The 13,497-nt window shown below is 70.7% G+C and carries 12 protein-coding genes and 1 tRNA gene; 3 read left to right on the forward strand and 10 right to left on the reverse strand.

The features are described 5' to 3' along the window. Nucleotides 1-197: 197 nt before the first annotated feature. The 4 genes from OG883_RS18175 to pgsA all read right to left on the reverse strand — a co-directional run bounded on the left by OG883_RS18175 (nt 198) and on the right by pgsA (nt 4,050). Nucleotides 198-743, reverse strand: a complete 546-nt coding sequence (locus OG883_RS18175; RefSeq protein WP_266542169.1) for a hypothetical protein — start codon at nt 741-743, stop codon at nt 198-200. Nucleotides 744-1,322: 579 nt separating this feature from the next. Then, entirely contained in the window at nt 1,323-2,486 is a 1,164-nt protein-coding gene (locus tag OG883_RS18180) for a glycosyltransferase family 4 protein (RefSeq protein WP_266542171.1), read from the reverse strand. Next, nucleotides 2,483-3,385: a phosphatidylinositol mannoside acyltransferase gene (locus OG883_RS18185; protein ID WP_266542174.1), complete on the reverse strand. Its 903-nt coding sequence runs from the start codon at nt 3,383-3,385 to the stop codon at nt 2,483-2,485. The genes OG883_RS18180 and OG883_RS18185 overlap by 4 nt, the downstream gene beginning before the upstream one ends. Beyond that, nucleotides 3,385-4,050: a phosphatidylinositol phosphate synthase gene (gene pgsA / locus OG883_RS18190; RefSeq protein ID WP_266542177.1), complete on the reverse strand. Its 666-nt coding sequence runs from the start codon at nt 4,048-4,050 to the stop codon at nt 3,385-3,387. The genes OG883_RS18185 and pgsA overlap by 1 nt, the downstream gene beginning before the upstream one ends. A gap of 262 nt (nt 4,051-4,312) precedes the next feature. On the opposite strand from pgsA, the gene OG883_RS18195 reads away from it, so the two are divergent. Together OG883_RS18195 and OG883_RS18200 are read left to right on the forward strand one after the other, a co-directional pair. Next, nucleotides 4,313-5,512 (forward strand): GTP-binding protein, encoded by a 1,200-nt coding sequence (locus OG883_RS18195; protein WP_266542180.1) that lies wholly within the window; start codon nt 4,313-4,315, stop codon nt 5,510-5,512. A 195-nt stretch (nt 5,513-5,707) separates the two neighbouring features. Beyond that, nucleotides 5,708-7,363 carry a hypothetical protein gene (locus tag OG883_RS18200; RefSeq protein WP_266549157.1) on the forward strand — a complete coding sequence of 552 codons (1,656 nt, stop codon included), beginning with the start codon at nt 5,708-5,710 and terminating at the stop codon, nt 7,361-7,363. 40 nt (nt 7,364-7,403) lie between these two features. On the opposite strand, the gene OG883_RS18205 is transcribed toward OG883_RS18200, so the two are convergent. The 4 genes from OG883_RS18205 to OG883_RS18220 form a co-directional block, all read right to left on the reverse strand. Continuing rightward, entirely contained in the window at nt 7,404-7,961 is a 558-nt protein-coding gene (locus OG883_RS18205; protein WP_266542183.1) for an HIT domain-containing protein, read from the reverse strand. Nucleotides 7,962-8,045: 84 nt separating this feature from the next. Beyond that, entirely contained in the window at nt 8,046-10,022 is a 1,977-nt protein-coding gene (gene thrS, locus OG883_RS18210; RefSeq protein ID WP_266542186.1) for a threonine--tRNA ligase, read from the reverse strand. A gap of 265 nt (nt 10,023-10,287) precedes the next feature. Continuing rightward, entirely contained in the window at nt 10,288-11,535 is a 1,248-nt protein-coding gene (locus tag OG883_RS18215) for a hypothetical protein (RefSeq protein ID WP_266542188.1), read from the reverse strand. Continuing rightward, entirely contained in the window at nt 11,535-12,131 is a 597-nt protein-coding gene (locus OG883_RS18220; RefSeq protein ID WP_266542191.1) for a DUF4365 domain-containing protein, read from the reverse strand. Before OG883_RS18220 ends, OG883_RS18215 begins: the two co-directional genes overlap by 1 nt. Nucleotides 12,132-12,302: 171 nt before the next feature. Here OG883_RS18220 and OG883_RS18225 point away from each other — a divergent pair, with 171 nt between their 5' ends. Beyond that, nucleotides 12,303-13,028, forward strand: a complete 726-nt coding sequence (locus tag OG883_RS18225; RefSeq protein ID WP_266542194.1) for a 3'-5' exonuclease — start codon at nt 12,303-12,305, stop codon at nt 13,026-13,028. Between the two features lie 107 nt (nt 13,029-13,135). Here OG883_RS18225 and OG883_RS18230 read toward each other — a convergent pair. Together OG883_RS18230 and OG883_RS18235 are read right to left on the reverse strand one after the other, a co-directional pair. Further along, a tRNA-Val gene (locus OG883_RS18230) sits at nt 13,136-13,207 on the reverse strand. A 39-nt stretch (nt 13,208-13,246) separates the two neighbouring features. Continuing rightward, the gene (locus tag OG883_RS18235; RefSeq protein WP_266542198.1) at nt 13,247-13,471 is read right to left on the reverse strand and encodes a hypothetical protein; all 225 of its coding nucleotides are present in this window, start codon (nt 13,469-13,471) and stop codon (nt 13,247-13,249) included. Between the last annotated feature and the right edge of the window lie 26 nt (nt 13,472-13,497).

A 13,497-nucleotide genomic window follows, 5' to 3' on the forward strand; every position in this document is an offset into this window, starting at 1 on the left:
GGTGAAGAGGGTGTGTTGCCGCACCGATGCAACCCCCGCGGACCAGTCCACAGCAAGGGCCAATGAACAGCCGGTGGATCGTTTTGACCGGTCGGGCGGCGGCGCGGGGGCCGGGGTCGGAGGTCCGGGTCGGGTGCCCAGGGCGGGCTCCCCAGGTCAGGTGCCCAGGTCAGGTGCCCGGGGTCAGGTGCCCGGGGTCAGGTGCCCGGGCGGTCGGCCAGCGCGACCGGCGCCTCGTCGTCCATCTCGAAGGCGAGGGGAAACGGCGCGTGGCCGGCCAACCGGAACCAGCGCACCGTCCGGTGGCGGCGCAGTGCTCGCGCGGCGCGCACCGCGTCGTTGTGGAACCGCCGCGCCATCGGGACCCGGCGTACGGCCTGGGCGAGCTCGCCCGCGGCCTCCTCGCCGCCGGGGACCTCGCGCACCGCCTCGACCTGCACCACCTCTCCGAAGACGGCCCGCAGTGCGGCGCTCAGCTCGCTCTCCGCGACCTCGCGCTGCTCCTCCTCCGCCTGGCGGGCGGCGTGCGCGGCCTCGTACAGCACGATCGACGCGGCCGGATCGAGCACACCGGAGGTGGCCAGTTCCTGAGTGACCGAGGCGCGGCGCAGGAGTTGGGCGTCGAGGGCGGCGCGGGCGGCGTCGATACGGGTATGCAGCCGGTCGAGCCGGCCGGCGGTCCAGCTCAGATACAGGCCGATCGCGACGAGGGCGACGACGATCCAGATGAGGGTTGCGGTCACGGGCGGCAAGGCTACCGGGGGGTGAGGGCGGACCGATGACCGGACCTGCGGGGTGCGGGGTGTTGTGTGCCCCCCACACCGCCCCTTCCCGAAGCTGGGGCGATGCCCCCAGCCCCCTGGGGGAGGAGAACGTTGGGGCTGACGCCCCTACGCCCCCGGGCCCCGGACTGCTCCTGACGAGCCGTGGGCCGCCTCGTCCCGAAGGCACAGGAGGACATGCGGCCGGGCCCGTAGCCCAAGGGGCGGCAGCTTCGCGCCGCAGCGGCCGGGGTTTCCCGGGCTGCCGGACGTCCCAGGCTTTGGAGTACGAGGAGCCGCGGGGGCGGAGGCGGACGTACGAGCCTCGCCATGCCCGCGCAGGACGGTGACCACGCGGTGGAGCCCCCCATGGGGGAGCGCAGTCCCGCACACGAGCCCCGGAGCGGACCCGAACGTCCGGCGCACGAGACCGGGCCCGCCCCGCAGCCGGAGACCGGTCAGCCCCACCGGCCCGCCCCGAGCCCGCACAGACCGCCGGAGGCAGCCCGCACCCCCGGCCCCCGCCCCGGCCCAGGCACGGCGCCCCGCCCCGGCGCCCCCTCAGTCGCGGGCCAGGCCGAAGCGGGTGCGGAGGCTCGGGGTTCTGTCGTCCGCCGCTACCGAGGCCGCGCCGTCCGTCACCGTTTCGTACACCGACAGGATGTCCGCCCCCACCGTCGACCAGTCGAAGCGGCGTACGTGCGCGCTGCCCCGCTCGCGCAGTTCCGCCAGCCGCTCCGGGTCACGCAGCAGGCGGACCGCCGCCGTCGCCAGAGCGTCGGCGTCCTCGTTCGCGAACAGCTCGCCCGCCGCCCCCTGGTCGAGGACCTGCGCGAACGCGTCCAGGTCGCTCGCGAGCACCGGCGCGCCCGCCGACATCGCCTCGACGAGGATGATGCCGAAGCTCTCGCCGCCCGTGTTGGGGGCCACGTACACATCGACGCTGCGCAGCAGCCGCGCCTTGTCCTCGTCGCTGACCATCCCGAGGAACTCGACCCGCGAGCGCATCTCCTTGGGCAGGGAGGCGACTGCCTCCTCCTCGTCACCGCGGCCCGCCACCAGCAACCGGGTCTCCGGACACTCGGCGAGAATCCTGGGCAGCGCCTTCATCAGCACCGGCAGGCCCTTGCGGGGCTCGTCGATGCGGCCGATGAAGCCGATGGTGTTCCCCTGCCACTCGGCCTTCGGCTCGGCCTTGTCGAAGAAGCCGACGTCGACGCCGTTCGGGATGACGACCGCGTCGCCGCCCAGGTGTTCGACGAGCGTCCGCCGGGCGTACTCGCTGACCGCGATCCGGGCGCTGATCTTCTCCAGCGCCGGCTGCAGGATCGGATACGCGGCGATCATGGCGCGCGAGCGCGGGTTCGAGGTGTGGAAGGTGGCCACGATCGGCCCCTGCGCCGCCCAGCAGCTCAGCAGCCCCAGCGACGGCGAGGCCGGTTCATGGATGTGGATCACGTCGAAGGTGCCGTCGTGCAGCCATCGCCGCACTCGCGCCGCCGACAGGAAGCCGAAGTTCAACCGGGCCACCGAGCCGTTGTACGGGACGGGAACGGCCCGGCCCGCCGAGACCACGTACGGCGGCAGCGGCGTCTCGTCGTCCGCCGGCGCCAGGACCGACACCTCGTGGCCGAGCCGGATCAGATGCTCCGCCAGGTCCCTGATATGGAATTGGACGCCGCCCGGCACGTCCCAGGAGTACGGGCAGACGATGCCGATCCTCACGTCTGCTCCCCACGCGGCTCAAGGTCGGCGAGCCACAGTCGCTGCAGCATGTGCCAGTCCTCCGGGTGCTCGGCGATTCCCGTGGCGAAGGCATCGGCCAGCGCCTGTGTCATGGAGGACGTCTTTTCGGTCTTGGTACCTGTCTCCGGCACCTCGACAGGTGGGTGGATCCGGCCCTTCATGAACGGCGCGTCCTCGTACCACAGCGTGGCCGGCAGCAGCAGCGCGCCGGTCTGCTGGGCCAGCAGCGACGGTCCGGCCGGCATCCGCGCCGTCTCCCCGAAGTACTTCACCTCGACGCCCGAGGCGGACAGGTCACGGTCGGCGACCAGGCACACCAGGCCGCCGGAGCGCAGCCGCCGCGCCAGCGTCCCGAAGGCCGAGCCGCCGGCGTGCGGCAGGACCTCCATGCCCAGGCTCTCGCGGTAGGCCACGAAGCGGTCGTACAGCGACTCGGGCTTGAGCCGCTCGGCGACCGTCGTGAACGGGACGCCCAGCGCCCTGGTGGCCCACACACCCGCGAGGTCCCAGTTCGCCAGGTGCGGCAGGGCCACGATCACCCCGCGGCCGGAGTCGAGCCCGTCGGTCAGGTGGTGGGAGTCCTTGATCTCGACGTTGTTCCTGACGCGCTCGGCGCTCCAGGTGGGCATCCGGAAGGACTCCATCCAGTACCGCATGTACGAGCGCATACCGGCCTTCGACAGCTCGGCGAGGCGCTCGGGACCCGCGTCGGGCACCACCCGGGCGAGGTTGGACTCCAGCCGCAGCACGCTCTTGCCGCGCCGCTTCCACGCCGTGTCCGCGATGGCCCTGCCGAGGCCGGCGGCCACCGGCTCGGGCAGTTTCTTGACCGTGCTCCAGCCCAGTCCGTACAGCCCGTCGGTCAGACGGTCCCGCATCACGTCGCCTCAGCCCCGCTCCCCTGTGCCGCGGCGGCGTCTGCCTCCGCGGACTCACGGCGTACCGTCACAACCCGCTGTCCCAGCGTCACCACAGAGCCGACGGCGACGATCCACAGCGCGATCGGCAGCAGTACCTCGATGCCGGGCACCCCGAATCCGTGCAGTCCGGCAAGGCCCGCGGCGACCAGTGAGATCACCAGTCGCTCGGCCCGCTCGACCAGTCCGTTGACGGCGACCGGCAGGCCGATCGATTCACCGCGCGCCTTGGTGTACGAGACGACCTGGCCGCTGGCGAGACAGAAGATGGCGACAGCGCACAGCACATTGTCGTTCCCCGTGCCCGCGTACCAGAGCGCGAAGCCGCCGAAGATCGCGCTGTCGGCGACCCGGTCGAGCGTCGAGTCCAGAAATGCCCCCCAGCGGCTCGAAATCCCCGCCTGCCGCGCCATATTGCCGTCAACGAGGTCCGAGAACACGAACAGCGTGATGACGATCGTGCCCCAGAAGAACTCTCCCCGGGGGAAGAAGACCAGCGCACCCGCCATCACTCCGGCCGTGCCGATGAGGGTGACCGCGTCGGGACTCACCCCACGGCGGAGCAGAAATGCGGCGAACGGTGTGAGGACACGCGTGAAAAATGCACGCGCGTACTTGTTCAGCATGGCCTTCCCGAGGGTCGGTGGGCCGCATGGCCCCATTGGCCACCGGCTGGCCCATCGTAGCCAGGACCGTCGCGCTCCACTGCCGGGCACCCGGCCTCCCGCGATCGCGTACGACGTATGGACGCACCGTGACCGGAGTGGAAAGCTCGAAAGACCACCGCGGGCATGGCCGGAGCTGCCCCCGGACGCCGTCCGGGACCTCCATGGCTCCCCGCGCCCGCGGCCCCTCTCCTCACCGTGAATCGATCGGGAGGCAAGAATCATGGGCGACAAGGCGAATGCACACCCCGGAGCCGCCGGCAGGGCAGCAACGGCCGACCAGCCGTCATCGGTACGGAACGTGGTGCTGGTCGGCCACAGCGGATCGGGAAAAACCACTCTGGTCGAGGCGCTCGCGCTGACCGCGGGAGCCGTCAATCGGGCGGGCCGGGTCGAGGACGGCGGGACAGTCTCCGACTACGACGAGATCGAACACCGGCAGCAGCGTTCCGACCTCGCCTGTGTCGCGAAGCTGGCCCGCGCCGAGACCGGGGACACCCTCTCGGCGAAGGACGACCCGCTGCTGATGGAGCCCTGGACGATGCCCGATCCGCTGCTGCCGCTCGCCATTCAGGCGCACAGCAAGGCGGACGAGGACAAGCTCTCGCAGGGCCTTTCGCGGCTGGTCGCCGAGGATCCGACGATGCGGCTGGAGCAGAACCAGGCCACGCACCAGGTGGTGCTGTGGTGCCTGGGCGAGGCCCATGTGGATGTCGCGCTGGAACGGCTGCGCAACCGGTACGGCGTGCAGGTCGACGTCGTGCCGTACAAGGTGTCGCTGCGGGAGACCTTCGGCGAGAAGTCCGCGGGGCGCGGGCGGCATGTGAAGCAGTCCGGCGGGCACGGGCAGTACGCGATCTGCGAGATAGCGGTGGATCCGCTGCCTCCGGGGTCCGGTATCGAGTTCGTCGACAAGGTCGTGGGCGGTGCGGTGCCGCGGCAGTTCATCCCGTCCGTGGAGAAGGGGGTGCGCGCCCAGGCGGCGCGCGGTGTCGCGGCCGGCTACCCCCTCGTCGACGTACGGATCACGCTGCTGGACGGGAAGGCGCACTCGGTGGACTCCTCCGACGCGGCGTTCCAGACGGCGGGCGCGCTGGCGTTGCGGGAGGCGGCCGGGGAGGCACGCATCGACCTGCTGGAGCCGGTGGCCGAGGTGCGGGTGCTGGTCCCCGACGAGTATGTGGGTCCGGTGATGAGCGATCTGTCGGGGCGGCGCGGCCGGGTGGTCGGCACCGAGCAGGCCGGCGGCGCGCGCACGCTGGTCCGGGCCGAGGTGCCGGAGATCGAGATCGGGCGGTACGCCGTGGATCTGCGGTCGGTCTCGCACGGGACCGGGCAGTTCAGCCGCTCGTACGCCCGTCATGAGGCGATGCCACCGCAGCAGGCCGACAAGCTGCGTGAACAGGCCGACAGCGGTTCCTAGTTGACGGTGCCGCCCGCCGCTCCCCCTTGCGGCGGGCGGCACTTCGGGGCCGGGGTGTCACGGTGAAACACAGCGGTGGCCCTGACGAAGACGGCACACCACCGATACGCTGTGGTGCCCCAGCTCAGAAGGTGTGCGGGGCGCGGTAGTTGGGAACAGGCCGCAGTGCGGAAGCGTGCGGCGATGGGGGCGGTAGTGGCGAACAACGGATTCGACTTCACTCCGGGGGCTCAGGTCCCGCTCCTGGGCTCGGCCGGGCAGACGGCTGCGACGCATGCGCTCGCCTCGGCCGCGTACCGCGACAGCGCCGTGGCCGACATCCTCAAGGCGAACAGCGAGTGGCACAAGTCCGAGGTGAAGAAGGGCAAGTTCTCGCTCTTCGAGCCGAATCTGGGCGAGGCGTTCTCGCGGGCGGTGCAGGTGCGGATGCTGGGCGGGGCCCGCGGTGCGCTGATCCAGTCCTTCGGCACCGAGCCGCAGGCCGTGGTCGAGCACTGTCTGGCCGCCACCCGCATCCGCAAGGAGCGGGATTCCAGACTCACCGCCGTGATGGCGGTCTTCGGGCTGCTCTTCCTGCCCGGGCTGCTGCTGTGGCTGGCGGTCTTCCAGCTCCGGCGGACGATAGCGGGGGCGCAGAACAAGGGCGCGGGGGCGCTGGGCACGCTGCTGCTCGTCGCCGTCGGCGGCCTGGCCGTGATCTTCCTGATCCGGCTGCCGTTCGGGGGGCTCTGGGCCTACTACATCCGGGGCATGATCATCGCCCCGGTCGTCGGCTGGCTGCTGGCCAAGCGGATCTGCGAATCCACGGCGAAGGACATGCGGGCCCGCTGGGACAACCTCCTCGCGGGTGGCGGTATCGGTGCGAAGGTGCCCGAAGCCGTACCGGGGAACCCCGACGAGACCGCGCGGGAGCAACTGCGCCAGGGCCTGGAGAAGCTCACCGCCGAGCAGCAGTCCAACTCCGTCTTCTACGCCGGCCCCAAGGGGATACTCGGCATGGGCACCCGCTGGGGCAGCTGGCATCTTGCCGAGGAGCTGGTCTCCAAGGAGCCGGGCAAGGACATCAACCAGTTCCGCAGCTGGGACGTGATACGGGCGATGCACGACCGGCTGAAGATGCTGGAGCGCGGTCCGCTGAATTCCGGCGGATTCCCGACTCCGTCGGTCAAGCACTGGATCGTGGCGCCGGTGGGCGAGAACGCCAAGGAGGTGTCCCGGCCGGACGGCCAGGACGTGGAGACCTTCCAGGTCAAGGGCCACGAGATACAGCGGATCTGCAACCACCAGCAGTTCGGCGGTGGCAACCGCCACTATCTGGGCATCCAGTTCACGCTCTGGGACGGCCAGTTGGTGATCACCATGATGATCACCGTCACTGTGCTGCACGAGACGCTGCGCATCGAGGTGACCGGGCACGCGCTCGGTCCGGTGCACTCCCTGTTCACCACCAAGCCCGCGCCCAAGACCGTGACGGTGAGCAAGACGGTGCGGTTCTGGGAGACCACCGAGCGCCAGCTGCCGCTGGTGGAGACGCCCGAGGTGGTACGACTCGCGGTGCGTGCGCCCTTCACCTGGTACCCGCCGCTGCTCGACTTCCTCGGCGGGAAGCTGGTGCTCCCCGAGCCCTTCGGGCTGCGTCATGCCTGGGCGGAGAAGCCCTGGCGGCACCGGTTCATGGCGGACGACGCGATGCGCGCGGCCACGCCCGTGCTGCGGGTGGCGCACACCGCGGCGATGAAGGTGCTCGAGGAGAACGGCGTGGACACCGAGCGCTTCGGCAACCGCTCGATGATCGTGAGCGGCATGGTCCAGGACGCGGCGCCGCGGAAGGCCGATCTCTACGACGCGTAGCGGACGCTACGACGTGAGCGGCAGGGGTGCGTGGCCCGCGCTATGCGGGCCACGCCTCCGCGAGCATCTTGCGGGTGTCGCCGAGGAGCTGGGGCAGCACCTTGGTGTGCCCGACGACCGGCATGAAGTTGGTGTCCCCGCCCCAGCGCGGAACGACGTGCTGGTGCAGATGCGCGGCAATGCCGGCGCCGGCGACCGAGCCCTGGTTCATGCCGATGTTGAAGCCGTGCGCTCCGGAGGCCGTACGCAGCGCGGTCATCGCGCGCTTGGTGAACACGGCGAGCTCCGCCGTCTCCGCCTCGTCGAGGTCCGTGTAGTCGGCGACATGACGGAAGGGCACGACCATCAGATGCCCGCCGTTGTACGGGTAGAGGTTGAGCACCGCGTAGACATGGGAGCCGCGCGCGATCACGAGCCCGTCCTCGTCGGACTTCGACGGGATGGAGCAGAAGGGACAGCCGTCGTCGGCCCCAGGCCCGGTGGGCTTGTTCTCGCCCTGGATGTACGCCATCCGGTGGGGCGTCCACAGGCGCTGGAACGCATCCTGCGTCCCCACTCCGATCTGCTGCTCCGGCTCACTCGTCATGCTGTGCAGCATATGACTTCACCCGGGTGCACAGGCCAGAGACCCCCGCAGTGCCGATCGCACTACGGGGGTCCCCTGCGCCTGGTGTGACTGCTGTCAGAGCTGGACCCGGTCCCCGACGACCTTCGCGATCTTCGCGATGGCCTCGTCGACCGGGATGCCGTTCTCCTGGGATCCGTCGCGGTAGCGGAAGGAGACGGCGCCCGCGGCCATGTCCTCGTCACCGGCGATGACCATGAAGGGCACCTTCTGCTTCTGCGCGTTGCGGATCTTCTTCTGCATACGGTCCGAGGAGGCGTCCACCTCGACCCGCAGCCCCTTGGCCTTCGCCTTCGCGGCGAACTCCTGGAGGTAGGGGATGTGTGCGTCGCCGATCGGGATGCCGAGGGCCTGCACCGGGGCCAGCCAGGCCGGGAACGCGCCCGCGTAGTGCTCGAGCAGCACCGCGAAGAAGCGCTCGATCGAGCCGAACAGCGCGCGGTGGATCATGACCGGGCGCTGCTTGGTGCCGTCGGGACCGGTGTACTCCAGGTCGAAGCGCTCCGGCAGGTTGAAGTCCAGCTGGACGGTGGACATCTGCCAGGTACGGCCGATGGCGTCCTTCGCCTGCACGGAGATCTTCGGGCCGTAGAAGGCCGCGCCGCCCGGGTCCGGGACCAGCGGGAGCCCCTGCTTCTCGGCCACCTTGCGCAGCGTTTCGGTGGCCTCCTCCCAGATCTCGTCGGAGCCGACGAACTTCTCCGGGTCCTTGGTGGAGAGCTCCAGATAGAAGTCGGTCAGGCCGTAGTCGCGCAGCAGGCCGAGGACGAAGGTGAGCGTCGAGTCGAGCTCGTCCGCCATCTGCTCCTTGGTGCAGTAGATGTGCGCGTCGTCCTGGGTGAAGCCGCGGGCCCGGGTCAGGCCGTGCACGACGCCCGACTTCTCGTACCGGTACACGGTCCCGAACTCGAAGAGGCGCAGCGGCAGTTCACGGTAGGACCGGCCCCGCGCGTCGAAGATCAGGTTGTGCATCGGGCAGTTCATGGGCTTGAGGTAGTAGTCCGTGCCCTCGTCGAGCTGCATGGGCGGGTACATGCCCTCGGCGTACCAGTCCAGGTGGCCCGAGGTCTCGAACAGCTTCCCCTTGGTGGCGTGCGGGGTGTAGACGAACTCGTACCCCTCCTCCTCGTGCCGCTTGCGCGAGTAGTCCTCCATGACCCGGCGGACGATGCCGCCCTTGGGGTGGAAGACCGCGAGGCCGGAGCCGATCTGGTCGGGGATGGAGAACAGGTCGAGCTCGGTGCCCAGCTTGCGGTGGTCGCGCTTCTCGGCCTCGGCGAGGAACTCCAGGTGCGCCTTGAGCTCTTCCTTGGAGGGCCAGGCGGTGCCGTAGATGCGCTGCAGCATCGGGTTCTTCTCGCTGCCGCGCCAGTACGCCGCGGCGTTGCGCATCAGCTTGAACGCCGGGATGTTGCGGGTGGTGGGCAGGTGCGGACCGCGGCAGAGGTCCTTCCAGCACAGGTCCCCGGTCTTGGCGTCCAGGTTGTCGTAGATGGTCAGCTCGCCGCCGCCCACCTCGACGTCCGCGCCGTCGTCGGAGGACGCGGAGCCCTTGATGCCGATGAGCTCCAGCTTGTACGGCTCGTCCGCGAGCTCCTCGCGGGCCGCCTCGTCGGTGACGACGCGGCGCGAGAAGCGCTGGCCGCGCTTCTGGATCTCCTGCATCTTCTTCTCGATGGCCTTGAGATCCTCGGGGGTGAACGGCTTCTCGACGTCGAAGTCGTAGTAGAAGCCGTCACGGACCGGCGGGCCGATGCCGAGCTTGGCGTCGGGGAAGATCTCCTGCACGGCCTGCGCCATGACGTGCGCGGTGGAGTGGCGCAGGATGTTGAGGCCGTCCTCGGAGGAGATCTCGACGGGCTCGACCTCCTCGCCGTCCTTGATCTCGTACGCGAGGTCCTTCAGCTCACCTGCGATGCGCGCGGCGACGATGGTGCGCTCGCCGGCGAAGAGCTCGGCCGCCGTAGTGCCCGTGGTCACCACGCGCTCTTCCCGCTCGGAATCGCGTTGGATGATCACACGGACGTCTGACACCGGTTTCTCCTGACTGAAGGGGTGCGCCGCATTCGTATTGCACGCGCGCTACGAATCGTACCGATCCGGCGGGGTGCGCCGCGAAACGGTTTGTTCCGGTGCCCGCGCCTTCCCTTGTCCGGGGACACCCCGGACTCGCCTACGCCCTCCGGGAGGCGCGGGATCCGGAGCGGCGGAGCCCCGGTTCGGGTCGGGAAAGGGCGGGTGGGCGAGAGGCCCGCCGCACCCACGCGCCGGCGCACCAGCAGCTCGCCCCGCTCCCTCTTCACTCCCCCTGCCACGTGTCCTCGAAGAAGTCCAAGTTCTCGTGGAGGGACTTCATCAGCCTGTCCCGTTCCGTCTCGTCGACCTGCACCGGCACCACGTTCGACGCGTCCGTCAGCCGCCGGAAGCCTCCGCGGCTCTCCAGTCGCCCCACCACCCGGATCGGCAGGCCGACCAGATGCGCGTGGCCCGCGGTCCGGTACGACTCCTCGTCCAGCGCCACCCGTACGTGCGGCACCTCCGCCCCGGCCAGTACGCGCAGCCGTACGGTCCCTTCACCGCGCGGCCCCGAGCGCCGCATCCGTACCACCGTGCCCGTGATGCGTACCGGCACGGACGGCTCGTCCTGGAGATAGCGGGCGCCCGCCTCGCGCAGCGCGGGCAGGTCCCCGGGCGAGAACTCCACCGCTTCCATCCGCGCCGCGCACCCCTGCGGCACTCCCGCGGCCGGCGACCACTCCAGCGCGATCCGAGCCCCCTCGGAGCCGCGCACCAGCGTGATGACGGCCGCCGTCAGCTCCCGGCTCACACCCGCCTGCACGGCCGCGTCGAACGCTTCCATGCCGCCGGTCGCCCGCTGGTAGTCGGTGGCCTCCCGGGCGGCGTGCAGCGCGCGATAGAGCCGGACCGCGACCGCCCGGCCGCTTGCCACCGGCACGAAGGCGGTGAGGCTGCGGCCGCCCGGCGCGGGGCCCACCAGGACTTCTTCCAGCGAGGCCTGCGCCTGGCGCCGGTGCCGTACGCCGTAGTACCCGGCGCGCTCACGCACCGCGAGCGCCCCGGCCAGCAGCATCTGCCGGGCTGCCGCGCGCAGTTGCTCCTGCACGGTCCAGGAGGCCGCGCCCAACGGCCCCTGCGGCACATCGCGCCACCAGCGGATCTCGTCACTCGGCACGGTGAGCCCGACCAGCACCTCGCGGGCCGAGGGTGCGGCGCTGCGCGCGAGCGCGATGAGCGCCTCGCTCAGCAGATCCTCGCAGTCGGGGAAGGACCTGCTCTCCGGCACGAGCAGACTCGTACCGCCCGTGGCCGCGCCCGGCGGGGTCCAGCGTGCATAGCGTCCCGCCACTCCCCCGCGCCGCCGCCAGCCGTGCCGGTCCAGCAGCGCGCCGAGGACGACGGGATCGACCTGCGCGGGGTCGGACTCCCCGCCCCCTCCCCCGCCGTACCAGGACCCGGACGCATCGCCCGTCGGACGGGGGCCGTGCGGTGGCCGGGGTCGTACCGAGTCGTCGAAAGGCCGGTGCATCAGGGTCTCCCTCCTGCGCCGACCCGCGTCATGATCTCGCAGAGCGCCCGGTCGTCGAAGATCCGCGAGGTCGGGATCCGCACAGTGGTTCTGCGCCTGCCCGTCACCGGCTGGCCGGCCAGGTTGGTCCAGTAGCAGCAGTGCCGCAGATCGAGCCGGTCGTGACTGGCACGCAGCCACTCGTCCTGGGTCCGGGGGACGAGCATCACGACGAGGATCTTGTGCACGGACACGGGTGTGCGGGCGAGCTTCACCAGGTGGTCGTTGTCGAGCGTGAAGGAGAAGGCGGGCCCCGGTGGGTGCGGGGGGATCTGGTACGTGCACTTGAGCTGCACCTTGATGGTCACCTCGTCGTCGACCATGTGTCCGGCTGAGCTGTGACTGACATGCCAGTCGATGCCGTTGTCCGGAAACGGCTGCGAGAGCGAGCATCCGGCCGCAGCCGCGACCGCGTGCAGATAGCCCACCTGGAGTGTCTCCATGCAGGCGGTGGTGGCGAGTGCGCCCCGCTGCGGTGGTGTCCGCTGGGGCAGCAGCCCTCCCCCGTGTCCGTCGGCACGGGAGGTGCCCCCAGGTTCGGGCTTCGGGAGCGCCATGGCTCTTCGTGCCTTCCGGGCTGTGCCGAACAGTGTCCCCTCGACGGGGCGTCAACTTCCGTCCCGTCATCTGTGTTGTCACCGCCCCGCGTACAGCGCAAACAGCCCGGGTATCACCAATTCGGGCAGGGGGATCACGCCATCTGCCAGGCACGTGCGAGGAGTTCGGGGATGACGCTCTGGTACGACGGCCCCCTGGCCGCATTTGACACAGAGACCACAGGAGTTGACGTCGAGGGGGACCGGATCGTCTCGGCCGCCGTCGTCGTCCAGGACATGACGGGCGGCCGGCCGCGGGTCACCCGCTGGCTGATCAATCCGGGGGTGCCCGTGCCGGCGGGTGCCACCGAGGTGCACGGGCTCACCGACGACCATCTGCAGCGCAACGGCCGCTGGCCCGCGCCTGTGGTGGAGGAGATAGCCAGGGCGCTGGCCGAGCAGTGCGCCGCCGGGCGCCCGCTCGTCGTGATGAACGCGCCCTTCGATCTGACCATCCTCGACCGCGAACTGCGGCGCCACCGCGCCTCGTCGCTCGGCCGCTATCTGGAGCACGTCCCGCTGTGTGTGCTGGACCCGCGGGTCCTGGACAAGCACCTGGACCGCTACCGCAAGGGCCGCCGCACGCTCACCGATCTGTGCACGCAGTACGAGGTGGTGCTGGACGAAGCCCATGACGCGGCCGCCGACGCGACGGCGGCACTGGAGGTGGTGCGGGCGTTGGGCCACCGCTTCGCCTCCCGTATGGAGCGGCTGTCGCCTCCGGAACTGCACACCTTGCAGGCGGTGTGGCATGCGGCCCAGGCACGCGGGCTGCAGGCGTGGTTCGCGCGCAGCGGCACTCCGGAGGCGGTGGACCCCGCGTGGCCGCTGCGGCCCGAACTCCCCGCGGCCGCCTGAGTCCGGTGAGGCCCTGCTCGGCGCCCCGCACAGCGGGCTCCGGTGACAGCGGCTGCCCCGGAATGCGTTGAGGCCGGTCCGTCAGCTGACGGACCGGCCTCTCCCGGTGGGCGATACTGGGTTCGAACCAGTGACCTCTTCGGTGTGAACGAAGCGCTCTCCCACTGAGCTAATCGCCCGGGAACGGACTGAACCATACAGGCCCCTGCGGGTTTCCTTCAAACTCCGCCGAGGTACGCCGTGAACCCGCGCCGCCCCTCGCGCATCATCACAGCACGGCCTGCGACGAGGACCGGGCGGCACGCCAGTGGCGGCCGCCTCACCGGCGGCTTGCGCACCCCGGCTGCCGGGTCGCGCCGCAGGGCGGGGGCGGTGACGAGCAGTTCGGCAGCGGAAGTGACTCCGGGGACGTACTCATCCGGGAAGTGAGTATCCCAACCCATGCCGTGGCATGTGGCGGCGGCCACAC

It is taken from the genome of Streptomyces sp. NBC_01142, assembly GCF_026341125.1.
GTDB lineage: Bacteria > Actinomycetota > Actinomycetes > Streptomycetales > Streptomycetaceae > Streptomyces.

Coding starts and splice junctions, on each gene's coding strand:
- pgsA (WP_266542177.1), bottom strand. CDS start 4,050: ATGCTGAACAAGTACGCGCGTGCATTTTTCACGCGTGTCCTCACACCG.
- OG883_RS18235 (WP_266542198.1), bottom strand. CDS start 13,471: ATGGGTTGGGATACTCACTTCCCGGATGAGTACGTCCCCGGAGTCACT.
- OG883_RS18205 (WP_266542183.1), bottom strand. CDS start 7,961: ATGCTGCACAGCATGACGAGTGAGCCGGAGCAGCAGATCGGAGTGGGG.
- OG883_RS18225 (WP_266542194.1), top strand. CDS start 12,303: ATGACGCTCTGGTACGACGGCCCCCTGGCCGCATTTGACACAGAGACC.
- OG883_RS18195 (WP_266542180.1), top strand. CDS start 4,313: ATGGGCGACAAGGCGAATGCACACCCCGGAGCCGCCGGCAGGGCAGCA.
- OG883_RS18215 (WP_266542188.1), bottom strand. CDS start 11,535: ATGCACCGGCCTTTCGACGACTCGGTACGACCCCGGCCACCGCACGGC.
- OG883_RS18220 (WP_266542191.1), bottom strand. CDS start 12,131: ATGGCGCTCCCGAAGCCCGAACCTGGGGGCACCTCCCGTGCCGACGGA.
- OG883_RS18185 (WP_266542174.1), bottom strand. CDS start 3,385: ATGCGGGACCGTCTGACCGACGGGCTGTACGGACTGGGCTGGAGCACG.